Raw genomic sequence first — 25222 nt, forward strand, 5'->3', positions numbered from 1 at the left:
ATCATCCGAACAAACGCATGGACCAATGGAGAAAGAGACTCCATCTTAGGTGCCATGAACGGAGCATCGCTCTTCGTCAAAGCGCTCGAGGCAGAAGGCGTCCGCGTCGTGTTCGGACTGCCCGGAGAAGAAAACCTGGACTTCGTCGAGGCCCTGCGGACCTCGTCCATTCGGCTCGTCGTCACCCGCCACGAGCAGGCGGCTGGGTTCATGGCCGCGACGTGGGGCCGCCTCACCGGCCACACCGGCGTCTCGCTCTCCACGCTCGGGCCCGGCGCCACGAACCTCGTCACGGCCGCGGCGTACGCGCAGCTCGGCGGCATGCCCATGCTCATGATCACCGGCCAGAAGCCGATCAAGACGAGCAAGCAGGGCCACTTCCAGATCATCGACGTGGTCGACATGATGCGGCCGCTCACCAAGACCACGCGGTCGCTCATCTCGGCCGAGAACATCCCGGCGCGCGTCCGCGAGGCTTTCCGCATCGCCGAAGAAGAGCGCCCCGGCGCCGCGCACCTCGAGCTTCCCGAAGACATCGCGCGCGAGCTCTCGAGTGCCGAGCCCATCCCGAAGGTGCAGTCGCGAAGGCCCGTCGCCGATGAACGTTCGATCGCGCGCGCCATCGACGTCTTGCAAGGGGCCAAGCGCCCGCTGCTGATGATCGGCGCCGGCGCCAACCGCAAGGACACCGCGCCCATGCTGCGCGCGTTCGTGGAACGCACGGGTATCCCGTTTTTCAGCACGCAGATGGGCAAGGGCGTCATCGACGAGACGAACCCCGGCTGGATGGGCACCGCTTCGCACTCGGCCGGCGACTACGTCCACCGCGCGATCGAGGCGTCGGACTGCATCGTCAACGTCGGCCACGACGTCATCGAGAAGCCGCCGTTCCTCATGCAGAAGGGGCGCACCATCATCCACGTCGACTTCTCGTCCGCCGAGGTCGACCCCGTCTACTACCCGACGCTCGAAGTCACGGGCGACATCGCCAACGCCGCTTGGCGCCTCGCCGAAGGCGTCACGCCCCAAGCCCACTGGAACTTCTCCGAGTTCGACGGCATGCGCCGCGCGCTCTACGAGCAGCTCGAACGCGAAGGCAAGGACGAACGGTTCCCGATTCACCCGGCGCGCTTCGTCGCCGAAGTTCGGAAGGCCATGCCCGACGACGGCATCGTCTGCCTCGACAACGGCATGTTCAAGCTCTGGTTCGCGCGGTACTACCGCTCGAAGAAGCCGAACACGCTCCTTCTCGACAACGCGCTCGCCACCATGGGCGCGGGACTGCCCTCCGCCATCGCCGCCAAGCTCGTGCACCCCGGACGCAAGGTGCTCGCGGTCGCCGGCGACGGCGGCTTCATGATGAACTCGCAGGAGCTCGAGACCGCCGTGCGCCTCAAGCTCGATCTCACCGTGGTGGTCGTCCGCGACGATGGCTACGGCATGATCCGGTGGAAGCAGTCGGAGATGGGCCTTCCCGACTACGGCATGGAGTTCGGCAATCCGGACTTCGTGAAATACGCCGAGTCCTACGGTGCGAAGGGCCACCGCCCGACGTCCGCCGCCGAGCTCGCATCGACGCTCGAACACTGCCTGTCGACCGGAGGCGTGCACCTCGTCGACCTCCCCATCGATTACCAAGCCAACGCGCACCTGCTCGGTGACGTCGCCGAAGCGTGAAACTCTGCCACGCGCCAAACCGTTCGAGGAGATTCCCCCCATGACCGCCAAGACCGATCGTCTCGCGCCGCGCTACCCGATCTACGTAGCCAACCGCGCCGAACAGCCGAACGAATCGCTCGAGGTCCACGACAAGTACTCCGGCGAGCTCGCCACGCGCACGGCCCTCGCCGATCGCGCGGCCATCGAGCGCGCGATCGCCGCCGCGGTGAAGGCCACGCCCGCGATGCGCAAGTTCGCGCCCTTCGAGCGCCAGAAGGTTCTCGAACACTGCGTGAAGCGCTTCACCGAGCGCCAAGAGGAGCTTGCCGTCGCGCTCTGCATCGAGGCCGGCAAGCCGATCAAGGATTCGCGCGGGGAAGTCTCACGCCTCATCGACACCTTCAAGGTTGCTGCCGAAGAGGCCGTCCGCATGCCCGGCGAGGTGATGAACCTCGAGATCTCCGCGCGCGCCAAGGGCTATCGCGGGTTCACCAAGCGCGTGCCGATCGGACCTGTCTCGCTCATCACACCCTTCAATTTCCCTCTCAACCTCGTCGCGCACAAGGTCGCGCCGGCCATCGCCGCCGGCTGCCCCTTCGTGCTCAAGCCTTCCGAGCGCACCCCGATCGGCGCGCTCGTGATGGGCGAGATTCTCGCGGAGACGTCGCTCCCCGAGGGCGCCTTCAGCATCGTGCCTTGCGACATCAAGGACGTCGCGCCCTTCATCGAAGATCCGCGCTTCAAGCTGCTCTCCTTTACCGGGTCGGGCAAAGTGGGCTGGGATCTCAAGGCGCGCGCGGGTGCAAAGAAGGTGGTGCTCGAGCTCGGTGGCAACGCGGCGTGCATCGTCGACGCCGATCAGGGGGGCCGCCTCGACCACGTCGTCGAGCGGATCGCGTTCGGTGGTTTCTACCAGTCCGGTCAGAGCTGCATCTCGGTTCAGCGCATCCTCGTGCACGAGTCGCTGCTCGGTGCGCTGCGCGAAAAGCTCGTTGCACGTGTTCGCTCGTTCGTCGCCGGAGATCCCAAGGACGAGGCGACGTTCATCGGCCCGATGATCGACGAGGCCGCGGCGAAGCGTCTGCAGGGCTGGATCGACAGTGCCAAGGCCAACGGCGCGAAGGTGCTCGTCGGCGGAGGCCGCAAGGGCGCGATGCTCGAGCCGACGGTGCTCGAGAACGTTCCTCACGGCGAGCCGGTCTACGCGGAAGAGGCGTTCGGGCCCGTCGTCCTCCTCGAGCCGTTCTCGAGCTTCGATGCTGCGCTCGCGACGGTGAACGAGAGCCACTACGGCCTACAGGCCGGCGTGTTCTCGAACGATCTAACGCACACGATGCGCGCGTGGGACGAGCTCGACGTGGGCGGGGTCATCATCAACGACGTCCCGAGCTTCCGCGTCGACAACATGCCTTACGGCGGTGTGAAGGGCTCCGGCCTCGGTCGCGAAGGCATTCGCTGGGCGATGGAGGACATGACGGAGGTTCGCCTCATGGTCGTTCGCGACGCGACCTAATCCAAGTCAGCGAGCACGAGTCATCGATCGCTCGCGAAGACGACCTTTCCAAGACGCGCCTCGGCCTCGCTGGCCTGGGCGCGTTCTTCTTCGAGGGCCTCGGCTTCGGCCTCGAGATCGGCGAAGCGGTAGCGAACTTCGCCTTCGGGGCCGACGTCGACGTCGCCGCCGAGGTCCACGACGCGCGCGGTGATCTCCTTCGAGGTGGGCTCGTGGCCCGTTGCCACGCGGTAGACCGTGCGAAGCGTTTCGTCCGTCACCGGCTCACCCTTGGGGGCCCGCGCGAGGACCTCACGAAGAATGGCGAGCCGCGCGTTTTCCTCGGCGACCTTCTTCTCGGTACGCCCTCGGAGCGCGGCCCTCACGGCCGGCAACACGAAGAGGCCGAGCGAGAAGAGGAATGGTACGAGGCCGAGCGCGAGCGGCAGTCCGTCGTTCGGCAGAACGAGCGGCGGGTGCCTCGAGAAGAGCAGCTGGATGTTGGCGATCGTCAGTCCGTTGGCCATCACCCATCCGCTCGCGAACAGGTTGAAGCCGTTGAGGAGCGCGATGCCCAGGTTCGCGGCGCCCGAGTTTCCCGTGAGCGGAGCGAGCTTCGGGGGCGTGGCCCATGCGGGCGGAGGCATGACCGCCTGCGCTTCGCCTGCCGTCCGACGGAGGCCTTCGAAGCGATAGTAGATGCCGCCTTCCTCGCTGACTTCGACCGTGCCGTCGTGGTCGAGCATCAGCTTCGCCATGAGGGGATCGGCCTCGTGGCGAGGAAGCCCGGTGACACGCATCACGTCGGCGAGGCCGATGCGGCCTTTGTTGGCGCGAATGCTCTCGAGGATGCGCGCTCGCATCGCGTGCGGATCCTCGGGCGGCTTCGTCGGTCCGAAGACGAAGCGGTTCACCTTCTCGTAGAAGGGAACGTCCGGCTGCTCGTCGCGCCGACCGCGACGTCGGGGATCACGCCACTCGCGCTCGTCGCGGTAGCCGTACCCATAGCCGTATCCGTAACCATGACCGACGTAGAGCGGCGAGAACGGGTGGAATGTCCAGAAGAGAGCATCGCCGATCATCCGGAAGAGCCCGCCGGCGATGGACAGAGCGGGGGAGTGGTCGTCGCGGTCGTTCGATTGCCTCGCGAAGGTCAGACCGACGAGGAGCGCGACGAACAGCAGCGCATAGCTCACCATCACGACGAGGAGCCAGGCGCGCACGAGAAAGCGCCCTGCGCCGAGCAATCCGCGGCCGATGCTGGTGCCGATCTTGGCGAGGGTCTCGCGCGTCTCCCATGGCTTGGTGAAGCCGGTCGGAAAGAGATGGACCAGATCGCCTTCTTCCGTCACGCGCAGATGCCCGCGGTATTCGCTCGTCAGCCAGTTGAGGCCCGCCTCGGTGTCCCGTTGGGACAGGCCGCTCACAACCTGGGCGTCCGCAACCGTCATGGGCTTCGTCGGATCCTTCAAGGCGCGCTGAAGCACCGTCGCGGCGGCGGTCGGCTCCATCGATCGAACGTGCTCGGTCACCCTGGGAACGTAGGGCGGCAAACTGGCGCGCGCCAATCGAGGTCCGGCTCGAGCCGCCGTTCGGGAGTCTTCTCGAGGCCCGGCTCGAACCCGGCGTGCACCCCGGGCGGAAACGTGGACCGGATCTTAGCTCGACCTTCGGGTATAAGCGCTCTAGCGAGCGGTGCCGCTCGGCCGGTCCCGTTCGTGAAGGTCAGCGTGCGAGAGCCAGAGGACATGTCTTCCCAGCCGAACCAGCCCACACCGCCCGAGCCGCCGAAGTCGTCGGCGTCGTCCGGCGCCCTTCCTCCCGAAGGTCCGAAGAAGCCTTTCTCGATGCTCCGGACCTTCGCGCTCGCCGACCTCATCACGCTCGGCAACGCGGCTTGCGGCACCGGCGCGGTCCTCGCGTGCATGAGCTACGTCTCGGCAGTCGACCGCAAGCCCATCTGGACGGCGCTCGTCCTCCTCCCGCTCGCGCTCATCTGTGACGCGCTCGACGGCACCGTGGCTCGCTGGCGCCGAAAATCCTCCCCGCTCGGCGCCGATCTCGACTCGCTTGCCGACATCGTCTCCTTCGGCGTCGCTCCGGCCGCCCTCGGCTTCGCGCTCGGCATGCGTGGCGGCTGGGATGCCGTTGTCTTCTGCTACTTCGTGGCCTGCGGGATCAGTCGTCTCGCGCGTTACAACGTGACCGCAGCCGCGCTCTCGGACGAGAGCGGCAAGGTCAAGTACTACGAAGGAACGCCCATCCCCACGAGCCTCGCCATCGTGCTCATGCTCGGCGTAGCGTTCAGCCGGGACCGCGTGGGCGAGGCCCTGTGGTTCGGGGCCATGAACCTCGGCCCCTTCGTGCTCCACCCGCTGTCGCTCGTCTACGTCTTCAGCGGCTCGATGATGATCAGCACGATCCGCATCCCGAAGCCCTAGTTTGGTGCTTTCGGAAAGCTCGACCTAGGGGTTGGTTCCGGCGTCGCGCTCGAGCTCCTTGCGGAGGCGCAGTCCGTCGCGGAGCGTCCATCGGCCGCCCGCCGCGAAGATGACGAACCCGAGCGCGACGAGGGGCTTCGATCCTTCGCGCATCGTTCCGAGGATGGCGATGGCGGCCGCCAGGCAGAGGCTCACGCTTCCCGTCACGATGCGCTTGTAAGCGATCATCTTGGCGATGGATCGGTCGACGGTGCGGGTGGGGGCCGGCATGACGGCGGGAACCTAGCAGGCTCCCAACGCGAGGGCACGCGCTACGCGGAGCGCGGACGAGCTGTGGCCTAAGCCGTGCAGCTTCTGGTGCGTGTGACCCCTCCCGTTGACTCGAAGTCTCGGGCCTCGCGGCCCCCTCGGCCCGGGGCCCCGTTCTGGCGGCACCGGGTATTTCGTGTCGCGGCCGTGGCGCTCTTGTCGCTCGCGCTCGTCTACGTCGTCGGCATCAACGTGTTCCTCTCCACGCCGCTCTTCCATGCGGTGATGAAGGGCGCAGAGGACGACGTTGCCATCCGCTACGAGCGCGGCTGGTCCATCCTCCCGGGGAGGGTCCACGCCAAGCAGCTCTCGATTCGCGGACGCGACAGCAACGTCGAGTGGATCCTCCGGATCGACGACGCCAACTTCGACGTGTCGCTGTTCAACCTCGCGCGGCAACGCTTTCTCGTGTCGCGCGTGCACGGCAAGGGCGTCACGTTCCGCGTGCGCCAGCGTCTCGAGCATCCACCGACGTCGCCCGCCGAGGTCGCGCATCTGCCGCCCATCGAAGGTCTTCCGCCGTGGTCGCTCCGTCCGCCCGATGCAGGCAAGAGCCCCGAGCGTTGGTCCGATGAGGCCTACCACCTCTGGACGGTCGGCCTGGAGAACGTCACCGCCGAAGACGTTCGTGAGATCTGGTTCGACCGCGAGCGCTTCGAAGGCCTCGCGGACATCCGTGGTCGCTTCTACTTGAAGCCGCTCCGTCAGGTGAACGTGGGCCCCGTGAACATTGACGTGCACGAGGGCAGCATCGCCACGGGCGGTCCCTCCCTCATCACACCCCTCGTCGGCACGGCGGAGGTCGCGATCGCGACGTTCGACCCGCGTATCGCCAGTGGTGCCGACATCGCCGGAGGCATGACGCTGCGGACCGATCTTCACGGCGTCTGCGGCGACATGAACGATCTGGCATTCATGCTCCCGCCTGGCCTGCAGTTCCACGGCCGGCTCGATATCGAGCGACTGGCCTTGAACGTCACCGAGGGCGTCATGCGCGAGGGCACCACGATCGACATTCGCACTCCCGACGCCGTCGTCGTGCAGAAGGATTCTCGCTATTCGGGCGCCGCCGTGCTGCATGCCGCCGTCGCGCGCGTCGGTCCGACGCCGAAGCTCGGCTTCGTGCTCGATGCGAAGAACCTCGATGTGAAGCGCCATGGCGGCTCGGGACAGCTCGTCGTTCGGGCGCCCTCGGTGACAGTGAACGGAGACGCGGCCGATCTCGAGGTCGCGCACTTCGCGCACGATCTGCACCTGAAACTCGTCGCGCCCGACCTCCAAATCCCGGATGCGCGCGCGCTCGGTGAGTTCATTCCTCGAGACACGCCCGTGGCCATCGCCAACGGCCGTGCGCGCGCGTCCGTGAACCTGGAGTCTTGGTTCGATCAGAAGCGGACGGCAGGCAGCGCGAAGCTCCGCGCCGACGAGCTCGACGTGTCGCTCGCCAAGGTGCGGATGCGCGGCAGCTTCGATGCGGAGATCGCCTCGGCCTCGCATCACTGGCACTCGTCGCGGCTCGACGACGTCGCGCTGACCGTCATGCTCGACGAAGGCTCGCTCGCAGCGCCCGTTGCCACAGGGAAGGCAAAGCCGATCATCGAAGCCCGCGACCTCCGCGCGTCGGTCAAGGCCAAGACGCTCGATCTCGAGGACCCGCTCGCCGAGCTCGAGGCCGACCTGCAGACCAAGAACGCGATGATTCTCGATCGCGGCCTCCTGCATGCGTACATGCTCGGCGGCCCGGAGACGACGATTTCCTCGGGTCGAGGACGCTTTGCCCTCCAGTTCCATGTCTCGCTCCACGAGCATCGTGCGAAGGGCGAGCTCGATCTGCTCGCCGAGGAGCTCGGCCTCACCCATCACGACGTGCAGATCTTGGCCGGCGTCCACGCGCATGCGCGTGTGAGCAACTGGGTTTGGGAGCGAGGCGACCTCACGCTCGATGATGCGCGGATCGACGTCACCGACATCCGCGTGAGCAAGCCGAATCAGCGCTCGACGTTGCTCGGCTACGTCTCGCTTCGTGCGAAGAGCCCGCGCTTCACCTTTGCGTCGCCTCTCGAAGATCTGTCCGTGGTCGCGCGCGCGCAGTTCCCCGACGTCCACGCGCTCGCAGCCTTCCTGCCCCCTGACAGCGTCGTCTCGATCGATGGCGGCGCTGCCAGCCTCGCGGCCGATCTCACGCTGTCGACGGCACGGAAGATCGGTCGAGGCACCTTCGAGCTCGCCGTCGCGCAAGGTGACGTCACCGTTCGGGGGCGCACGCGCGTGGCTGGCAACGTGCAGGTGTGCGGGCAGGTGAACGGCTACGACGCCGAGGCCGATCGGTTCGACGTCTCCGGCTCTCGCATCTCGTTCGATGAGGTCTCCGTCGCGCGCAAAGGGAAGGTCGACACCGCGCATTGGCATGCGAGCGTCGTGCTTCGCGACGCCGGGTTCGAACTCGCGCCCGCCGAGCTGTCGGGCGACGTCGACATGGGCGCCCGAGACGCGAGCGCCATTCTCGGTCTCCTGCTCAAGGGCATACCGAAGATCGTGGCGAATCTCGGAGGCACGCCCAACCTCGAGGCCCAGGCGCGACTTACTGCCGGCCCGTCGCGATTCGTATTGGACGATCTTTGGGCCAATGGCGGAAATCTGACCGTCCGCGGTCTCATGGGCGTTCGAGGGGCGCGTAGCGAAGGCGCCTTCATCGTCCGGAAGGGCCCCTTTTCGGCGGGCGTCAGACTCGACGACGAAGGCACGCGCCTTCGGTTTTTCGGCCTCGATCGGTGGCTCGCCGAACAGGCCAGGGAGGTCCGTGCGCATGCCGCCGTTCCTCCTCCAGCGCCTTGAGTCCGATCAGGCAAATGAAGCGTTAAGATATGTGAAGAGACGACGACGACCGCGGCAATCGGTAGAGCTTTACGCGGCCCGCGAACGGTGAGACAGCTTCGCTGTCACCATGATGTCACGTTCGCTCAAGGGCCTCTCGCTCGGACTGTTGTTCTTTTGGGCTGCGCTCGGCTGTAGCTCGTCGGACAAGAAGACGAGTCCGCCCGTCACCCCCGCGACGAGCGCGCCGTCGTTCGACACGTTCGTCGCGCATCGCGATGCTCGTCTCGCGGCTCCGAACTTCGTCTGGATCGGGCGCTCGAACCTTCCGAAGTTCACGAGCGCGCGGGAGGCGGCCCAGACCAGCATTCGAAGCGTCGCGAGTGCGTTCCGCCTCGACGTGCGCGATGCGCGCGCGCTCGACTCCCTCGCCGACGTCGAGATTCACGACGTGGCTGCCGGCCCCATCGTCGCGCGCGTCAAGCAGCGCTTGGGCGGCGTCGAAGTCTTCCGCGGCGGACTGAACGTCCTCATGAGCCGCGCGTTCGAGCCCATCGCGGCGACGGGCATCGTGGCTTCGTCCTTCGAAGGCGCTGACCACGCGTTCGTGTTCGAGCACGGCGTCGCACTCGAGAAGGCGTGGGCGGAGATGTCCTCGCAGAACGCGGCTTTCTCCCATCTCGACGCCGCCGGCGAATACGAGCGCTTCCGCGGCCCCGGGCTCGCCCAGCCGGCGCGCGTGAAGAAGGTTCTCTTCCCATCCAAGCAGGACGGAAAGGTGGTCACGCAGCCCGCCTACTACGTCGAGATCATGCTCACGAGCGGCCCCGCGCGCTCGTTCGTGGTCTCTGCGGTCGATGGCGAGGTGCTCTTCGACAACGACCTCGTGCGCCACGACGCGTTTTCGTATCGCGTCTACGCGAGCGCCACGACGCTCCTGCCGGCCGATGGCCCGCAGGGCAACACGGCGGCTCCGCATCCCACGGGTCGTCCTGACGGCTTCAAGCCCACGTGGGGGCCGAGCACGCTCGTCACGCTCGCCAACTACCCGTTCTCGAAGAACGATCCCTGGCTGGGCGCGGGGGCGACCACGACCGAGGGCAACAACGTCGTCGCCTACGCCGACCTCGCCGCGCCCGACGGGTTCACGAGCGGCACCGATCGGATGCCCACCACGACGAGCCCGAACACGTTCGACCGCGCCTACGACACGACCCAGCAACCGCTCGCGTCCGTCGATGCGGCTTCGACGCATCTCTTCTACGTCACGAACTTCCTGCACGACTGGTACTACGATTCCGGCTTCGACGAGCAGTCGGGTAACCACCAGCTGCACAACTTCGGGCGCGGTGGCAAAGAGAACGATCCGCTTCTCGCCGAGGCCCAAGACTACAGCGGTCGTAACAACGCCAACGCGACAACGCCCGCCGACGGCGCCTCACCGCGCCTCCAGATGTTCGTCTTCTCCGGCTCGAGCGCCGCGTCGCTCGAAGTCGCCGCGCCCGAGTCGGTGGCCGGCACGAAGAACGTCGGCATCGCCGGCTTCGGCAAGGACTCGTTCGAGATCTCCGGCTCGGTGATTCTCGCCGACGACGGGCAGGGCACCGACGTCCGCGATGGCTGTGAGCCGCTCACGAACGACGTGGCGGGCAAGATCGTGCTCGTCCACCGCGGCCTGTGCTCCTTCGTGCAGAAGGTCACGAACGTGCAGGGCGCGGGCGGCATCGGCGTGCTCGTAGCGAACGTCGCGAGCTCTGCGTCGCCGGATCAGCCGCCGTACATGGGCGGCACCAGCTCGGCCGTGACCATTCCCGTGTTGTCGCTCGCTCTGGCGGACGGCACCGCGCTCGAGGCGGCGACCGCGAGCGGGCTCACCGTCACCCTGAAGCGTGCGCTCCAGACCGATCTCGACGGAGCGCTCGACACCACCGTCGTCGCGCACGAGTGGGGCCACGTCCTCTCGAACCGCCTCATCGGCGACGGGAGCGGACTCACCACGAACCAGGCCGGTGGTCTTGGCGAAGGGTGGGGCGACTTCTCCGGCTTGCTCGTGATGGCGCGCGAAGACGACGTCGAATCGCCGGCCGGAGCGAACTGGGCGGGCGCGTATCCGAACGGCGCGTACGCGACGAGCGGCGGTGGCGCGGACTTCTACTTCGGCATTCGTCGCGTGCCGTACTCCGTCGACTTCACGAAGGACCCGCTGACCTTCAAACACATTCAGAACGGCGTCGCGCTTCCGGCTGGCGTGCCGATCAGCTTCGGCGAAGACGGCAGCTTCAACGCCGAAGTCCACAGCACCGGCGAGGTTTGGGCGACCATGCTTTGGGAGTGCTATGTCGCGCTCCTTCGCAAGCACGGTTTCGCCGAGGGGCAGGCGCGCATGAAGCGCTACTTCCTCGCGAGCCTCAAGCTCACCCCCGTCGATCCCACGCTTCTCGCGGCACGTGACGCCGTTCTCGCCGCGGCACTGGCGGCCGATCCCGGAGACTTCCAGCTCTTCTGGGAGGCCTTCGCGCGCCGCGGCGCAGGTGTCGGCGCCGAGGGGCCGCCCGCGGACAGCGCGGACAACGTCGGCGTCGTCGAGAGCACGTTCGTCGGCAACGACGTCGAGATCGACGAGGCGACGATCGCCGACGACGTCGTGTCGTGCGATCACGACGGCATCCTCGACGAGGGCGAGACTGGAAGCATCACGCTGAAGCTTCGCAACGCGGGCGTCGGCACGCTCGAAGCGCCTGTCGCGAAGATCACGTCGAAGCAGGTCGAGCTCGTCTTCCCCGACGGCGACGAGACCAAGCTGCCTGCGCTGAAGCCCTTCGAGGTCACGACGGTCAAGGCGAAGGTCCGCATGCGGAAGGGCGAGCCCACCAAGGCGATCGAGCTCGACGTGGCGGTCACCGACCCGACGATTCCCGCCGAGCGCACCGTCCACAAGACGATCCCGACGCGCTACCAGACCGACGAAGTCGCCGAAGGATCGGCGGTGGACAACGTCGATACGCGCCAGACGGCGTGGAAGGCAAGCGCGTCGAAAGGCAACTCGTTCGCGACGCCTTGGACGCGTTCGTTCGACGGGGTGAACGGTTGGTGGAGCGTCGTGGACGTCCCCGAGAAGGGCAACCAGACGCTCACGTCTCCGCCGTTCACGATTGACGGCACCACGTTCGGGCTCGCGTTCAAGCACCGCTGGTCGTTCCGCTTCTCGACGCGTCGCAACGTCGACATCGACGGCGGCGTAGTCGAGATCTCGGTCGACGGTGGCACGACCTGGAAGGACGCGTCGGAGTACGGCACCGTCGACTACAACACGACGCTCGACAACAGCGATCGCTCCGACAACCCGTACAAGGGCCGCCGTGCGTATGGCAACAAGAGCGCGGGCTACCCGGCCAAGTGGGTGAACTCGCGCATGGACGTTACGCTGCCCGAGCACCCGGAGACCGTTCGCATCCGGTTCCGCACCGGTACGGGCACCGGCTTCGCGGGCGCCCAGGGCTGGGACGTCGACGACATCGAGCTCTCCGGCATCTCGAGCACGCCGTTCTGGGCGTTCGTCCCGCATCAGGACCTGTGTGACGAGAACGGTCCTGTCGCCTCGGCCGGCGCTCCCCAGAGCGTGGCGCCGAAGACGCACGTGACGCTGAACGGCAGTGGCTCTTCGCCGTCGGGCGCGCCGCTCGCGTTCGAGTGGATGCAGGTGACCGGGCCTTCGGTTTCGCTCACGGGCGGCGACACCGCCACGGCCGCATTCGATGCTCCGGACACGACCGACCCCGTGGTTCTGACGTTCCAGCTTCGCGCGAACGACGGTGCGCTTCTGAGCCCGGCGTCGGGCACCGAGGTCACGGTGGCAATCGGCGCGGCGAGCGGCGACTCGGGAGACGACGGCGGATGTTCGTCCTCGCCCGCGAAGAGCACGAAGAACGGCTTCGGCGCAGCGCTCCTGGCGCTCGTCGGTCTCGTGCTGCGCAAGCGTCGTTCGCGCTGAGCGGTCTCGAAGCGCGGTCGGAACCTGGAAAGCCGGAAAAGTAGAAGGGCCGAGAATCCTCCGCCCGCCCCTTCGATGGGTGCGGTCGTGGAGGAGGCTCGGCCCTCGTCGTTCGTGAAGGGGTCTAACGCTTCGGCGACGTGAACGTCGGGGCGTCGGTGCCGAACTTCGAGACGTCACCCTCGGCGAGCTGGCGAAGCATCTCGTCGTAGAGGTAGTCGAAGCGCTCGCGGACATCGACCGGAACGCGCTTTTCGTAGGTCTGGATGCACATATTGATGTCGGCCTGCAGGCGCTTCCAGAGGTCCTTCGCGGCGCGACCGTCCAGTACGTCGTTCTCGCGATAGAGCTTGATCTCGCTCACGGCGACGCGCGCGAAGCGACGTGCCGACTGGTGCCGCGGGTCGGCCTTCTCGAGCTCCGCCGTCGGCGAGGTGGGCTTGGCGGGCTCGGGCTTCGGGGCCACGGCCGGTGCGGGGACGGACTCGTCGAGCGCGGCGAGCGAGAGATCGAACTCGTCCGGGATGGCGGCCGCTTCGACCTTGGGGGCGATCTTGGCTTCGGGCCGGGGGCCGGTGCTCGCGAGCGGCGAGGGGGCCGGAGCGGCGGGCGGCGGCGCAATGGGCGTGGGGGCCGGCGCGGGAGCAGGGGCCGCGACCGCCGCAAACTTCGGCTGCGACGCGAGTTTTGCCGGAGCGATCTTTGGAGTCGACCCAGGCATCGGCGAAACGCGGGCGGCGGGTGCGACCTTCGGCGCGGATGCCGGAACGACGCGAGGCGAGGACGTCGGAGCGATCTTCGGAGCCGACGTGGGGGCCGGCGGAACTCGCGGCGCGGCGGTACGCTCGGGAGCGGCCGCGCGGGCGGCGGGGGCCGGGGCGGGCGCAGGCGTGATGCGGGCCGGCGGCGGCGGGGTGGGCACTTCGTGTCGCGGATCTGGTCGCGCGGAGGAGGCGGGAATCGGCGTCTTGATGTCGTGGGAGGGCTCGACAGGCGACGGCGTGAAACGCGCGATCGGCTCGGTGATCGGCGTTGGCGGCGGGGGCTCGGAGATGTGCGCAGGAGCCGGAGGAGGCGCCGATGCCACCGGAACGGGCGTCACGCGTTCGGCGACGGGGGGCTCCGCTTGGGCCGCGATCGGCTCGGGAGCAGGCGCGACAAAAGGAGCGGGCGCCGGGGCGGCGACGGGAGCCGGCACGGGCGCGGGGAATTCGGCTGGCTTCGGCTCGGCCGCCTTCGGAGGGTCGAGCTTCGCGGGCGCGGGTTGCGGGGTGAGCGCCGGGGGAGCGACGCTCGGTTTTGCTGAAGTTTGCGGCGCGGAGGCACCACCGCGACGACGCAACAACATCAGCAACACCGCAAGAAGGCCAACGGCGACGATGCCGACCACGATCTGCGTGTTGTTCATTCGACCTAGCAGTCTACGAGACCCGACCGGGGGTCGGTCGAGTTTCGCGTAGGGCCGTCAAATCACTGCCTGGTCAACCGCCTGACGAGCTCGATGCGGGAACAGCCGGGCTGGTTCGCCAGGATCACGAAGTCGCCGATGTCGGCGAAGCGGGGTCCCATGTCGGATGGTCTTCGTCGGATACCTGGACTCAGGGATCCGCGCCGGCCGCGAGGTTCTGCGCGATCTCGGTGTCCTTGAGGGCGTGGTCGTAGATGGCGAGGAGGTGGATCTCGCCGCGCCAACCTTTGCCTCCGGTCGCCACGTTCCCGACGACCAAGGAGTAGGGTTTCCAGTCGTCGAAGCTGGCGGTGTTGGCCAGTGAGCCGATCATCGTGCCGTCGACGTAAAGGCGGAGCGTCCCGTCGCTCGTGCGGGTGCTCACCACGTGGGCCAGCTTGTCTTGCACCGTGAACTTCGGCTTGAGGTCCTCGCCGCCGTGGATCGAGGCCCAGAAGTTCTTGTCCTTGAAGGAGCCGAGCGCGAAATTCCGGTTCACGTCGTTGTCGGCCATGGTCACGAGTCGGCCGTAGTCGTCCTGGCTCGCCATCGCCGGGTGCACCCACGCTTCGACGGTCAGCTCCTTGGTGGCCTGGCACCGCGTGACGGCCTTTTCGAACTTCGAGGTCGAGACGATCTTCGTGAAGTCCTTGATGTTCAGCGCGTGGGCGTTCCACTCGACGAGCGACGAGTCGGCGATCGTGAGGTCGACCGGGTCGGGCGTGCCATCGTGGACGGTGACACCCGTGCCTTCCTCGAACTCGTAGAGCGCCACGAGGCCGCTCGTGAGGCGCGTGGAGTAAGGGGAGGGCGGCGAAGCGTCCGCGTCCGTTCCGGCATCGTCGTTGCCCGCTTCGGTGGGCGCGGTGGCATCGTTCGTAGGGGGTGCCCCGTCGCGGCCGCTGCTCGGGTCGCTGGGATCGCGTCCGGCGGTGGCCCCGGGATCGGTCTGGTCGATCGCGGAGGTGCCACGCTCTCCGACGGCGTCGAGGCCGCACGCCGCCGAGGCCGCGACCATCGCCAACACCGCGATCCATCCAAGACGTCCAGCCACGACGCTATTCTACGACATCCGTCGACGTGAGGCCAACGAGCCCGGCCGGAAGCCCCCTACTCGTCACAGAGTCGTGCTCGCATCGCGCCCGCAGAGCGTTCCGACGACCCGGTTTGCGTCCTGCATGAGGAGAAACGGGCACGACTCCTGGTAGTCGGCTGGCGGCTCGTAGATCGTTCCGGCGAAGGAGAACGCGTCGCTCTTGATCGAGAGTGCGGTCGTCGCCGAGGGCTGAACGGCGAGCTTGCCCTGCTGGACGACCGTTCCGGTGAGGGCGAGGCGGTAGTTGTCCTTTGGCGTGTCGTCCTTCTCGAGCGTCACGCACCCGTCGAACACGTAGGTGAGGTCGACGTCCGTCGTTCCTTGGTCGGCGTTCGAGGTGGCGACGCCGAAGATGCGGGCCGAGCCGCCGAGTGGACAGCTCACGGTCTGGTCGTGCGCGCCGACCGGCTCTCCCTGGAGCGTGAGGTTGTAGGCGAGCTTCATCGTCAGGCGCATGGCACGGATCGCACTGCCGTCGCGGCACGCCTGATCGCACGGCGGAGGCGGAGGCGGCGAGGGCCCTGCACTGTCTCCACACGCTCCGAGCAGCGAGATCAAGAGCGCTGCGGCGGCCAGCATGACGAAGGGGGTGCGCATGGTGCTCATCAGAATCCGCCCTCGACCCCGATGCTCGGAATCGTCACTGGTCCCACGGTTTGTGCCTCACATCCCTGGAGCGTGCACGTCGTGGAGACTTCTTCCTTGTTCATCGTCACGTTCATCCATTCGGCGACGACCGACAGCCACGTCTTTTTGCCGAGCTGCCAGCGCTTCTCGATGCGCAAATCGAGCCTGAAGAAGGGCGCAAGGCGCGTCGACTCGGGATCGGTCGGGTCCGATTTGGGCAGGCCGGTGTAGAAGGTGACGCGGCTGCCCGCGCGCCAGTTCCTGCCGAGATCGAATGCGAGCGCCGCGTTGAGGACGTGCGTGCGATCGAACGTGGCGATGTACTCGCGTCCGTTCGCGGTGCGGGTCGATCGCGAGAGCGTGTAGGAGAGGAAGCCGCCGACGCGGCTCGTGAGCTTGCGCTTGAGAAAGAGCTCGAGGCCGTAGGCCGTGCCGCGGCTCCGCACCTCGAACGCGTTCGCCGTGCGCTGGGCGCCGGTGCTGTCGGCGGCTTGTCCGCCACCGCCGCTTCGATCGGGGCCGATGGTGCCGGGCGTGAAGCGCGCCTTGCACGGAGGCGAGTTCGTCACCTGGTTGGCGCGGTCGCCGGCGAGTGATCCGGTCGGAAAAGTGCCCGGCGGGCAGCCGTTCACTTCTTGCGGCGTCGCGCCGAGCGGGTCGCTCATGTCGAAGAACCCGTTGTGATAGACGGTGGCCGTCGCGGTGGTGTTCTGCCCGAGGTCGAACTCGAGCCCCATGCTCTCCTGCACGGCCTTCTGCAAGCCTCCACGCAGACCGCCCGGCTGGAAGCCCGGGACGGGTACGACGAACGAAGGCGCCTGGTGCGCGATGCCCATCGCCGAAAGCAAGCGAAGGCGATCGGTGATGGTGGTGCGCATCGCGAGGCGTGGATCGAAGCCGAGTGCCGTCGCGCCCTGCGACGAGTAGAGATCGAGGCGTGCGCCCGGTGTGAACTCGAACCCCGGTACGAACGTCAGCACGGCGTCGGCGCGGGCGCCGAGGGCGAGATCGTTTCGTGAGGGGAAGTTGGCGGCGACCTGGGCGGTCGAGGGAGCGAGCGTCCCGTCGGAGAGAACGATGTCGTAGCTGTCGAGCTGCGCGTCCGTCCCCGCGCGCAACAGTGCCTTCGGCGCGACCAGGTAGTTCCATTCCGCGCGGGCACCGACCAGGCGATCACGCGTATAGCGGTCGTCGGGGAGGCGCGAGCGATCGAGGCCCACGGTCACCGCCGTGCGAACGGAGCCGCGCGCATCGAGGCGGTGGTCGTAGCGGAGATCGATGCGATGGAACTCGGTGCCGAACACCGTCAGCGTTTCGGTGGGCGTCTTCTGGCCGAGATAGTCGTAGGATCCGAATGCGAAGACGCCGATGCGATCGTCCGGCGTCAGCTCGTAGCTCGCGCGACCCTGGTAGTCCCAGTAGTCGAGGACGGCGTCGGACTGGAGCTGCGTGAGCAGCGCGCCGGTATACGAGTAGCGCCCGCCGACGAGCGCGGCTCCCTTGCCGTCGGCGAAGGGGGTCTCGACCATGCCACCGGCGTCGAAGAGGCGAACGTTGAACTCACCATGCGCCTCGCCGAAGGGCGGGGCACTCTCGCCGGATACGATGCCGCCGCTGAACCGTCCGAAGCGTGCCGGATAGCCGCCGGGGTAGAGGTCGACGCGATCGACGAGGGCCGGATGGATGACGGAGGGGCCCACGCCGACGTGGAAGAGCAGGGGCACGCGTACGCCATCGAGGAAGTAACCGACGTTGCCGGGCGGCGCGCCGCGCACGAAGAAGAAGGGCAGGCCCGACACGACGGGCGTGACGCCGGGCATGATCTCGAGGGCCCGGAAGGGATCGCCGAAGGTGCCGGGGATCTGCCGGACTTCGTTTCGCGAGAGGCTGACCGTGCGCGAAGGCTCGACGCGCGCCCCTTTGACCGTGACTTCTTCGGGCCCCGAAGGTGGCGCCTTGGCAACGCCGCTCGGGGCCTGCACTTTCGGCACCTCCGCGCCGGTTGCGACGCGTTCGGGCACGACGATCGGCGGTCGGAACACGACCTCGAACTTGATCTTCGCCGCGACGGGCTTGCCGTCGCGCGTGGCCGGCTCGAATCTCCATCCTAGCGCGTGCTCGCGCGCGAGCGTCGAAAACGGCTCGTTTTGCGCATCGGGAACGGCGTCGCGGACGCCTCCGTCTTCGCCGATCGTGAGGACGAGCGTCACCGTCGCCTCGTCGGTTTGGCCCTCCGGATAGGGAACTTCCGCGTCCGACAGGAGCTTCGGAAGCACGATGCTCGCGGCCGGTTTCGGTGGCGGCGGAGACTCTTCCGGCGTGGGGGCAGGCTGCGCAAACGCCTCGCCGGGCGCTACGAGCTGCGCGACGAGTGCCGCGCAACACACCACAATCGGCGCAGCCCGGCGGAGCATGGCCCGCCATTGTCACTCAAGTTGGTTCGCACAGCTCGTGGTGACTTGCGACGGTCACCTACACGCGACTCCGACGCGCTTCGGTAACCGATTCGGTGAGATCGCCTTGCCCATGCATTGCGTAGTTCACCGACTTGTTCCAGGAGCCATGAAGAATTGAGACGATCGGCCGTCAACATGCAGCCATGTCTGATTCTCTTCTCGCCTCCGCCCTGACCGAGACGCGTCGCATCCTGGTCGACCTCGAACCCAATTCCAAGGCCCGCAGCCTCGGAACGCGCCTCTCCGTCCTCGAAGGCGCCGCGGCGATGCTCGAACTCCAGACGGCGTCGGCCAATCAGGTCATCCAGCTCGTCAAGCTCGCCCTCGACGCTCGCGACGAAGCCGTCGCGCTCAAGCAGGTCCACGCGGTTCGCGGCGTCCTCGCGGAGTTCATGGACTGAGAGGAAGCCCCGAACCCGCGGCCGATGCGGCAGTCGGTCCACCTGTGCCCGCGTCTTCTGCGGACGCGCTTGAAAGACCCGCCTTTCGCTGGGCATAGTCGGGTCGATGTCCAAAGTTCTCGACGACCTCGTCCATCTCCTCGCCCTCGAACGTATCGAGGAGAACCTTTTCCGGGGGCAAAGCCAGGATCTGGGGTGGGGAACCGTCTTCGGGGGACAGGTTCTCGGGCAGGCGCTTTCGGCAGCGGTTCAGACCGTTCCCGAAGATCGCCACCCGCACTCGTTGCATGCCTATTTCTTGCGTCCTGGCGACGTGAGCAAGCCGATCGTCTACGATGTCGATCGCATTCGTGACGGTGGTTCGTTCACGACCCGTCGCGTGGTGGCCATCCAGAACGGTCATCCGATCTTCAACCTCGCCGCCTCGTTCCAGACGATCGAGCCGGGGTTCGAGCATCAGGACGCGATGCCCGACGTGCCGCCCCCGGATTCGCTCGAGAACGAGCTGCAACGCATGGCGAAGTTCGCGTCGCGATTTCCGCCCTTCGTCCGCGATCGCATGATGGAGGAGCGCCCCTTCGAGCTGCGCCCCGTCGATCCCGCCGACGATCCGTTCGCGCCCGCCAAAGGACCGGCCTCGCGCAAGGTCTGGCTCAAGACCGTCGGTCGCTTGCCCGATGACCCGCGACTCCACGCGTATCTGCTCGCCTGGGCATCCGACCACGCGTTCATCACGACGTCGCTCATTCCTCACGGCGTCACGTGGCTCACGCCCGGCATGCAGGTGGCCAGCCTCGATCACGTGATGTGGTTCCATCAGCCGTTCCGCGCGGACGAGTGGCTCTTGCACGAGATGGACAGCCCCGCGGCGCACGGATCGCGCGGGCTCGTTCGCGGACGCGTCTTCACGCAGGATGGCCGCCTCGTTGCCTCGACCGCACAAGAAGGCCTCATTCGTCAGCGGCGTCCGAAGACCTGACGCGTCCGTCGCTAGAGCAGCGCTCGAGGACCCTGGAGGCCGGGTCGTCGGCCACGTCTATGTCACCTAACGGATGCGGATGCACCGACCCCAACCGTCGGGCCGGTGCATCTGCAGGTCCGAATCTTTGAATCCGTACGCGGCCATAGATGAAGAGATCCGCAACGTGCTCGAAGTCACGGCGACTTGCCCTTCCGTCAGGAGCCACACGGTCGGCGGGGGCGGCGGGGTGACGGAAGTTCGACGAAGTGTGCGAGGTCAAATCGAGCAGCACCAGCGAGCTTCCTTCTGCCATCTCGACCAACGATGAGACGCTCGATTTCCTCGGACGGAGCCACGCGCGTCGATAAGAGCGCAGGACGCCAGAGCCCCTCGTGCTCCTGCAATCGGTTCTGGAGCCAACCTGCACGACCACAGAGTCCGCGTTCCGCCCTGCTGAAATTTCGTAGAAAGAGGGATTACGTCCACTCTGGCGCGGGCGTTTCTTGCCCCGTCACGAGCGTTTCCTTTTCCTTCTCGCCGCCCGCCACCAGCACGACGAGCGGCAGGATCCCGTGAGCCACGCAGCCGCGCGCGAGCTCGGCGGCCACGTCGCGCTCGCGCTGCCCGGGGCGAGCCTCGGTGCACGCCTCTCCAGCGCTGCTGCAGCGTCTTGTCCGAGTTGGCGGTAGCGCTCGATCTCGGGCGGAAGCAACGTGTAGCGCAGCGTGGCGAAGGACGCCGCCGCGCGCGAAAGCCCGAGCTGCCCGAGATCCGACACGACTGGTCCTGGTGCGCCGAGGCGCTCTACGTGCGCTCGGGCCGCGGCCGGCTGGTACCACGGCCACGTCACAGGCTCGAACGGCAGCGGCGCCACTTCCTCGTCGAGGATCCGACGCAGCTCGTTGTTCGCAGCGAGAAGGAAGGCGTGCTCCAGTGTCACGAGCACCGAGGCGGTGCCCTCCGCTTGGCCGAGCGAGGCGTGACTGTCGCCTCCGCACGTGAGCCACGCGAACGCGCCCTGGTCCGTGACGAGCACCGCGCGAGCGCCGGTCTGCTCGAGCCAGCGCCGAACCCGCGCGAGCTTGACCTCGAGCTCTTCGCGGCGATCCGTGTCTGGAACCTGAAGACGCGGTTTCTGCATCGCAAGCTACGAAATCGGACCGGAGCGTCGTTCCGAAAGCGACCGGCGCAGCTGCGTGCGTACGACGTTTGCATCGCTGAAAATGCGCTCCGGCGCGAACAGGCTCCCTGGTGACCTGCGAGGCTCATCGTGACGACTCGAGCGATCCCATATGCCGAGGGCGCGACTGCCGCGCCCAGTACCACCGAGCCTCGGGCTGAGGCGCATCGAGCCACGCTGCGTGGCGTCGTCTGGCTGATCGTTTATCTGTTCTTCATTCTCGCGCCGCTGTTCGCGTTGCTGCTGGGGTCGTTGCCACCCGCGCGCTCGTTCTGGACCGAATTCTCGGTCGCGATCGGCTACGCCGGCCTGGCGATGATGGGCCTGCAGTTCGGCCTTACCGCGCGCTTCCGACACGTCACCGAACCGTGGGGTGAGGACGTCATCTATCACTTTCACCGCCAGATCTCGCTGGTCGCGGTCGCCCTGGTCGTCGCGCACCCGATCATCTTGTTCGTCACGCGCCCGGAATTGCTCGTGCTGCTCAACTCGTTCACCGCGCCGTGGCGCGCCCGGTTTGCGGCGCTCTCGACGTACTCGCTGATCGCGCTGGTAGTCATGGCTCTCTGGAGGGCGAAGCTGAAGATCCGTTACGAGACCTGGCACCTCACGCACATCGTGCTCGCGGTGGTCGCCGTCACCGCGGGCATCCTGCACATGGTCGGATGGAGCTTCTATCTCGGCGATCCATGGAAGCGGGGCTTGTGGATCGCCCTGACGGTGTCCTGGATCGGCCTCCTCGCGTACGTGCGCATCGTCAAGCCGTTGGTCGTCCTCCGCCGGCCGTACCGCGTCTCGGAGGTGCGCAAGGAGCGCGGCAACACCTGGACTCTGGTGATGCAGCCGGATGGGCACGACGGCTTCCGCTTTCGCCCGGGCCAATTCGGCTGGCTGACGGTCTGGGGGAGCCCATTCAAGATCACCGCGCATCCGTTCTCGTTCTCGTCGAGCGCGGCGGCTTCGGATGGCCGCGTCGAGATGTCGATCAGGGAGCTGGGCGACTTCACCGACGAGATCGGGAAGGTGCCGGTAGGTCGGCGGGTCTACATCGATGGCCCGTATGGCGCGTTCACCTTGGGCCATCCCGCGGACATGCACGTGTTGATCGCCGGCGGCGTCGGCATCACGCCGATGATGAGCATGATCCGCACGCTCGCCGACCAGGGTGACGAGCGGCCGGTGCTCCTGCTGTACGGCAGCAAGGACTGGGACGCGATCACGTTCCGCGAGGAGCTCGAGGTGCTGAAGACGCGGCTCGACCTCACGGTCGTCCACGTGCTGGAGCGTCCTCCGGCCGACTGGAAAGGCGAGAGCGGGTTCATCACCGTCGAGGTGCTAGAGCGTCACATGCCGGCGCCGTTTGCGGACCACGAGTATTTCATCTGCGGGCCGGACATCATGATGGATGCGATCGAGGGCGCGCTCGGGAAGTTGAACGTGCCGATCTCGAAGTACCACTCCGAGCGCTACAGCTTTGTCTAAGGAGGTTCTCGATGCGCCGTTTGCTCGCTGATAGGTTGGTCCTGGCCTCCGCAGGTATCGTGATCGTGATGGCCGCGTTGTTCGCGTACCTGCGCGCGGGCGCGTAGGCCGACCTACGCTCGACCTCGACAGAGTCAAGCGCGCGTGGTGGGTTTCCGCACATGCTTGCTGGACCCACCAATGCTACCGCTTCACAAATAGCTTCGCTTCAGCTCGACGCAGGGGTCGTGTTGGACACGAGCCTCGTGAATGCGGCCTTTCGCCGGACGCCCAACGGGGTCGTTTTGGTCGATGCCAGGGGGGTCGTCGTTCTCGTCAACGACGCCGCGCGAATGATCCTCGGTCGCGCGGACATTGGTGGTCACCTATCGCGTTGTGTCCCGGCGACGTATGGCATCGATCGGGACGATGGGACGACGCTGCCGCTCGAGGAGACGGCCATCGCGCGCGCTCTCTTCAGGCGCGAGCGTGTTGTCGACGAGCCTTATCGGGTACGGCGCCAGAACGGTCGCATCGTTCACGTGCGCGCGACGGCGACGCCGCTCGATGATGCGGATGGTCGCTCGGTCGGCGCGATGGTCGTTCTGCGTGTCGTCGACGAGGAGAGCCCGCGCCGTGAAGAGCGCACCCGTGTGGTTGCGGAACGGCGCTTCGAGGCGCTCATCAAGGCGACGGCCCAGGTCGTGTGGACGACGAATGCCACGGGGCTGGTCGTCGTCGATTCGCTTCCGTGGCGCGCCTATACCGGACAGACGTTCGAAGACTATCGCGGTTATGGCTGGCTGCCGCGCCGTCCACGAGGAGGATCGGGAGCAGGCGCGCGCGGCGTGGCTCGCGGAGGTAGCGGCACGCGCGCACTACACGACGGAGTACCGAATACGGCGGTACGACGGTGAGTACCGGTGGACGATCGCACGTGGCACGCCTGTTCTCGACGAGGGTGGGGAGCTCGTCGAGTGGGTCGGCTGCAATTGGGACGTGCATGCAATCAAGGATGCGCAGCGAGAGCTCGCGCGCATGGTGAAGTTTCAGAAGCTCCTCCTTGCGGTCGTCGGTCACGATCTGCGCACTCCGCTCTCCGCTATCCTGACGGGACGACGCTTCTCGAGGCGAGCGCATCTCCTTCGATGCGTCGACTGACCCAGCGAATCGCTCGGTCTGCCGAGCGCGCGAACGAGATCATCAAAGCCCTTCTCGATCTGGCTCAAACCGACCGTGGCAAGGGCGCGACACTTCAACGCGAGCCGACCGATCTCGTCGACGTGGTGAAGGAGCTCATTCAAGAGCAAGAGAGCGTTGCGTCCGGACGCACGTTCGCCTTGGAGGTGTCCGGTGATACGCGTGCGGTCGTCGACTCGGCGCGCATCGGTCAGGTTCTCTCGAACTTGCTCGGAAACGCGGTTCATCACAGCGAGCCGAGGAGTGAGATCCGGGTTCGGGTGAACGGCAGGGACGACGCGGTGGAACTCGCGGTCGAGAACGAAGCCGAGCCGATCCCCCAGGAACGGATCGAGCGAATGTTCGCTCCCTTCAGCACATCCACGCCTGTGCCGTCGTGCCGTCGTGCCGTCGGAACCTCGGCCTCGGGCTCTACATCGTGAAGCTGATCCTGAACGCACACGGAGGAACCGTCGGCGCGGAGTCGAAGGACGGCTGGGCCGAATTCCGCGTATTGTTGCGTCGCTCGTGAGGCCGTCATCGCCGCGTTCCGCCCCTGCTGAATTTTCGTAGAAAGAGGGATTACGTCCACTCGGGCGCGGGCGTTTCTTGCCCCGTCACGAGCGTTTCCTTTTCCTTCTCCCTCGGCTCTTCGGTCAGAACCACCTCGATCTCGCGATCCTCCGTCGCGTGATGGCGGTCTGGATCTTGTCGCCGCCCGCGGCGGTGATCCCGTGGGCGTCGAACTCGTCCTCACCGTTGAGCTCACCGGTGACGATGAGGGGTGAGGGCAGATCTTTTTCGCCGGTGTGAAGTCTTTGCGGCATGCGGACACACCTCCGTTGAGAGTCCTCAGAAAAGAAGAAATGTGCGGGCGAGAGTGATCTCGAGCGCGGCCTTGCGGCCATTGCCCATGTTGAATTGAAGCGACCGCTGGGCGCTTCAATGATCAGGCCGTCGGTGATGAACATCCTTCGTGGCTCTCCTCGCACGCACGAACGGTACGTCCTCACGGCCCGTCTTCGTCGCCCCGCATCGCTCACGCAGCAATCGATGAAAGCGAAGAATCTGCGAATTGGCTTTGGTACCGGCGCCGTGCTGCTTGCCAGCGCGTCGTACGCCGCCGCTTCACCCGTCGACAACCCGGGTAACTTCACGCTCACGCCAAGCGACGGTGCACCTCTGATTGATTTTGCCGGTCCCGGTGGGAAAGTGTTGAGTGCCGGCTGGTCGCCGAACTCGGGGTTCATTTCGATCGACGTGGACTCTCCGGGGACGATCGATTCGTCGACGGCCATCTCCTCGTTTCCGGCATCGGATATAGGTCCCATTCCGGGGCTCACATCAACGGTCACCGCGCAGTTCGTCGTGTCCGGAAACGGCATATCCGGCAGCATCAACGCCGCTTTGAAGACGGTAAACATCGTATTGACTGGTCGCGTGCGCTTCACTGGTTCGCTCGGAACCTGCCTGACCGCTCCCTTTAGCGTGTCGATGCATGAGGTCCCCGACGTGCCAGGCGCCGGAACGTTTCATTCGTTTACTGCCTACGGTGACGTGGCAATCCCGCCCGTCGCGGTCACTGGAAGCTGCCCGGCCGGGAGCGCAGCGCCGCTCAACACGGCTCTCGGCTTGAACGGAACGGACAAGAGCCGCGTATTTCTCTACAAGACGTTCTTCGATACGGACGTGAAGGGAAGCTGAAGGG

The 25222-nt window shown here is 66.7% G+C and carries 19 protein-coding genes and 1 pseudogene; 12 read left to right on the plus strand and 8 right to left on the minus strand.

What is annotated here, in order from left to right:
* Window positions 1-54 precede the first annotated feature (54 nt).
* Complete coding sequence (locus AKJ09_RS33435) at window positions 55-1677, plus strand: acetolactate synthase large subunit (protein ID WP_146651910.1); 1623 nt, start codon at window positions 55-57, stop codon at window positions 1675-1677.
* A 40-nt stretch (window positions 1678-1717) separates the two neighbouring features.
* Complete coding sequence (locus AKJ09_RS33440; protein WP_146651911.1) at window positions 1718-3172, plus strand: aldehyde dehydrogenase family protein; 1455 nt, start codon at window positions 1718-1720, stop codon at window positions 3170-3172.
* 20 nt (window positions 3173-3192) lie between these two features.
* Here the strand turns inward: AKJ09_RS33440 and AKJ09_RS33445 are convergent, their stop codons facing one another.
* On the minus strand, window positions 3193-4683 hold the full coding sequence (locus AKJ09_RS33445; RefSeq protein WP_240488678.1) for a hypothetical protein: 1491 nt from the start codon (window positions 4681-4683) through the stop codon (window positions 3193-3195).
* 315 nt (window positions 4684-4998) lie between these two features.
* Here AKJ09_RS33445 and AKJ09_RS33450 point away from each other — a divergent pair, with 315 nt between their 5' ends.
* Window positions 4999-5592: a CDP-alcohol phosphatidyltransferase family protein gene (locus AKJ09_RS33450; protein WP_146655784.1), complete on the plus strand. Its 594-nt coding sequence runs from the start codon at window positions 4999-5001 to the stop codon at window positions 5590-5592.
* A 24-nt stretch (window positions 5593-5616) separates the two neighbouring features.
* Here AKJ09_RS33450 and AKJ09_RS33455 read toward each other — a convergent pair whose 3' ends face one another.
* Window positions 5617-5862, minus strand: a complete 246-nt coding sequence (locus tag AKJ09_RS33455) for a hypothetical protein (protein ID WP_146651912.1) — start codon at window positions 5860-5862, stop codon at window positions 5617-5619.
* Between the two features lie 186 nt (window positions 5863-6048).
* Between AKJ09_RS33455 and AKJ09_RS33460 the strand changes: the two genes are divergently transcribed.
* Together AKJ09_RS33460 and AKJ09_RS33465 are read left to right on the plus strand one after the other, a co-directional pair.
* Window positions 6049-8736 carry a hypothetical protein gene (locus AKJ09_RS33460; RefSeq protein WP_146651913.1) on the plus strand — a complete coding sequence of 896 codons (2688 nt, stop codon included), beginning with the start codon at window positions 6049-6051 and terminating at the stop codon, window positions 8734-8736.
* 109 nt (window positions 8737-8845) lie between these two features.
* On the plus strand, window positions 8846-12706 hold the full coding sequence (locus tag AKJ09_RS33465; protein ID WP_146651914.1) for a M36 family metallopeptidase: 3861 nt from the start codon (window positions 8846-8848) through the stop codon (window positions 12704-12706).
* 124 nt (window positions 12707-12830) lie between these two features.
* Here the strand turns inward: AKJ09_RS33465 and AKJ09_RS33470 are convergent, their stop codons facing one another.
* The 4 genes from AKJ09_RS33470 to AKJ09_RS33485 all read right to left on the minus strand — a co-directional run bounded on the left by AKJ09_RS33470 (window position 12831) and on the right by AKJ09_RS33485 (window position 18290).
* Window positions 12831-14114 (minus strand): hypothetical protein, encoded by a 1284-nt coding sequence (locus AKJ09_RS33470; RefSeq protein WP_146651915.1) that lies wholly within the window; start codon window positions 14112-14114, stop codon window positions 12831-12833.
* 190 nt (window positions 14115-14304) lie between these two features.
* Window positions 14305-15207 (minus strand): LamG domain-containing protein, encoded by a 903-nt coding sequence (locus AKJ09_RS33475; RefSeq protein ID WP_146651916.1) that lies wholly within the window; start codon window positions 15205-15207, stop codon window positions 14305-14307.
* Window positions 15208-15270: 63 nt separating this feature from the next.
* Complete coding sequence (locus AKJ09_RS33480; RefSeq protein WP_205633879.1) at window positions 15271-15846, minus strand: hypothetical protein; 576 nt, start codon at window positions 15844-15846, stop codon at window positions 15271-15273.
* Window positions 15847-15854: 8 nt separating this feature from the next.
* Window positions 15855-18290 (minus strand): TonB-dependent receptor plug domain-containing protein, encoded by a 2436-nt coding sequence (locus AKJ09_RS33485; RefSeq protein ID WP_146651918.1) that lies wholly within the window; start codon window positions 18288-18290, stop codon window positions 15855-15857.
* Between the two features lie 185 nt (window positions 18291-18475).
* On the opposite strand from AKJ09_RS33485, the gene AKJ09_RS33490 reads away from it, so the two are divergent.
* Together AKJ09_RS33490 and tesB are read left to right on the plus strand one after the other, a co-directional pair.
* The gene (locus tag AKJ09_RS33490) at window positions 18476-18733 is read left to right on the plus strand and encodes a hypothetical protein (protein ID WP_146651919.1); all 258 of its coding nucleotides are present in this window, start codon (window positions 18476-18478) and stop codon (window positions 18731-18733) included.
* Between the two features lie 106 nt (window positions 18734-18839).
* Window positions 18840-19712, plus strand: coding sequence for an acyl-CoA thioesterase II (gene tesB / locus AKJ09_RS33495; RefSeq protein ID WP_146651920.1), 873 nt, complete (start codon window positions 18840-18842; stop codon window positions 19710-19712).
* Between the two features lie 493 nt (window positions 19713-20205).
* On the opposite strand, the gene AKJ09_RS33500 is transcribed toward tesB, so the two are convergent.
* On the minus strand, window positions 20206-20835 hold the full coding sequence (locus AKJ09_RS33500) for a hypothetical protein (protein WP_146651921.1): 630 nt from the start codon (window positions 20833-20835) through the stop codon (window positions 20206-20208).
* 216 nt (window positions 20836-21051) lie between these two features.
* Here AKJ09_RS33500 and AKJ09_RS33505 point away from each other — a divergent pair, with 216 nt between their 5' ends.
* The 4 genes and pseudogenes from AKJ09_RS33505 to AKJ09_RS33520 all read left to right on the plus strand — a co-directional run bounded on the left by AKJ09_RS33505 (window position 21052) and on the right by AKJ09_RS33520 (window position 23957).
* The gene (locus AKJ09_RS33505; RefSeq protein ID WP_146655790.1) at window positions 21052-22356 is read left to right on the plus strand and encodes a ferredoxin reductase family protein; all 1305 of its coding nucleotides are present in this window, start codon (window positions 21052-21054) and stop codon (window positions 22354-22356) included.
* Window positions 22357-22517: 161 nt separating this feature from the next.
* Window positions 22518-22949, plus strand: a pseudogene (locus AKJ09_RS56385) (PAS domain-containing protein); the annotation flags it as partial.
* Window positions 22950-23130: 181 nt separating this feature from the next.
* A complete protein-coding gene (locus AKJ09_RS56390; RefSeq protein WP_420814264.1) occupies window positions 23131-23496 on the plus strand; it encodes a PAS domain-containing protein in 366 nt (121 codons plus the stop codon).
* Complete coding sequence (locus tag AKJ09_RS33520) at window positions 23484-23957, plus strand: sensor histidine kinase (RefSeq protein WP_146651923.1); 474 nt, start codon at window positions 23484-23486, stop codon at window positions 23955-23957. The genes AKJ09_RS56390 and AKJ09_RS33520 overlap by 13 nt, the downstream gene beginning before the upstream one ends.
* A 213-nt stretch (window positions 23958-24170) precedes the next feature.
* Here AKJ09_RS33520 and AKJ09_RS53485 read toward each other — a convergent pair whose 3' ends face one another.
* Window positions 24171-24341 carry a hypothetical protein gene (locus tag AKJ09_RS53485; protein WP_169928077.1) on the minus strand — a complete coding sequence of 57 codons (171 nt, stop codon included), beginning with the start codon at window positions 24339-24341 and terminating at the stop codon, window positions 24171-24173.
* Window positions 24342-24567: 226 nt separating this feature from the next.
* Between AKJ09_RS53485 and AKJ09_RS33525 the strand changes: the two genes are divergently transcribed.
* Window positions 24568-25218, plus strand: a complete 651-nt coding sequence (locus AKJ09_RS33525) for a hypothetical protein (protein ID WP_146651924.1) — start codon at window positions 24568-24570, stop codon at window positions 25216-25218.
* Window positions 25219-25222: the final 4 nt, after the last annotated feature.

The sequence above is a fragment of the Labilithrix luteola genome, assembly GCF_001263205.1.
In the GTDB taxonomy this organism is placed as follows: domain Bacteria; phylum Myxococcota_A; class Polyangia; order Polyangiales; family Polyangiaceae; genus Labilithrix; species Labilithrix luteola.

What these genes read in the sequence shown, in the direction of transcription:
- AKJ09_RS33435 (WP_146651910.1), top strand. Translation starts at nt 55, where the DNA reads ATGAACGGAGCATCGCTCTTCGTCAAAGCGCTCGAGGCAGAAGGCGTC.
- AKJ09_RS33440 (WP_146651911.1), top strand. Translation starts at nt 1,718, where the DNA reads ATGACCGCCAAGACCGATCGTCTCGCGCCGCGCTACCCGATCTACGTA.
- AKJ09_RS33450 (WP_146655784.1), top strand. Translation starts at nt 4,999, where the DNA reads ATGCTCCGGACCTTCGCGCTCGCCGACCTCATCACGCTCGGCAACGCG.
- AKJ09_RS33455 (WP_146651912.1), bottom strand. Translation starts at nt 5,862, where the DNA reads ATGCCGGCCCCCACCCGCACCGTCGACCGATCCATCGCCAAGATGATC.
- AKJ09_RS33465 (WP_146651914.1), top strand. Translation starts at nt 8,846, where the DNA reads ATGATGTCACGTTCGCTCAAGGGCCTCTCGCTCGGACTGTTGTTCTTT.
- AKJ09_RS33470 (WP_146651915.1), bottom strand. Translation starts at nt 14,114, where the DNA reads ATGAACAACACGCAGATCGTGGTCGGCATCGTCGCCGTTGGCCTTCTT.
- AKJ09_RS33480 (WP_205633879.1), bottom strand. Translation starts at nt 15,846, where the DNA reads ATGCGCACCCCCTTCGTCATGCTGGCCGCCGCAGCGCTCTTGATCTCG.
- AKJ09_RS33485 (WP_146651918.1), bottom strand. Translation starts at nt 18,290, where the DNA reads ATGCTCCGCCGGGCTGCGCCGATTGTGGTGTGTTGCGCGGCACTCGTC.
- AKJ09_RS33490 (WP_146651919.1), top strand. Translation starts at nt 18,476, where the DNA reads ATGTCTGATTCTCTTCTCGCCTCCGCCCTGACCGAGACGCGTCGCATC.
- tesB (WP_146651920.1), top strand. Translation starts at nt 18,840, where the DNA reads ATGTCCAAAGTTCTCGACGACCTCGTCCATCTCCTCGCCCTCGAACGT.
- AKJ09_RS33500 (WP_146651921.1), bottom strand. Translation starts at nt 20,835, where the DNA reads ATGCAGAAACCGCGTCTTCAGGTTCCAGACACGGATCGCCGCGAAGAG.
- AKJ09_RS56390 (WP_420814264.1), top strand. Translation starts at nt 23,131, where the DNA reads ATGGCTGGCTGCCGCGCCGTCCACGAGGAGGATCGGGAGCAGGCGCGC.
- AKJ09_RS33520 (WP_146651923.1), top strand. Translation starts at nt 23,484, where the DNA reads ATGCGTCGACTGACCCAGCGAATCGCTCGGTCTGCCGAGCGCGCGAAC.
- AKJ09_RS53485 (WP_169928077.1), bottom strand. Translation starts at nt 24,341, where the DNA reads ATGCCGCAAAGACTTCACACCGGCGAAAAAGATCTGCCCTCACCCCTC.
- AKJ09_RS33525 (WP_146651924.1), top strand. Translation starts at nt 24,568, where the DNA reads ATGAAAGCGAAGAATCTGCGAATTGGCTTTGGTACCGGCGCCGTGCTG.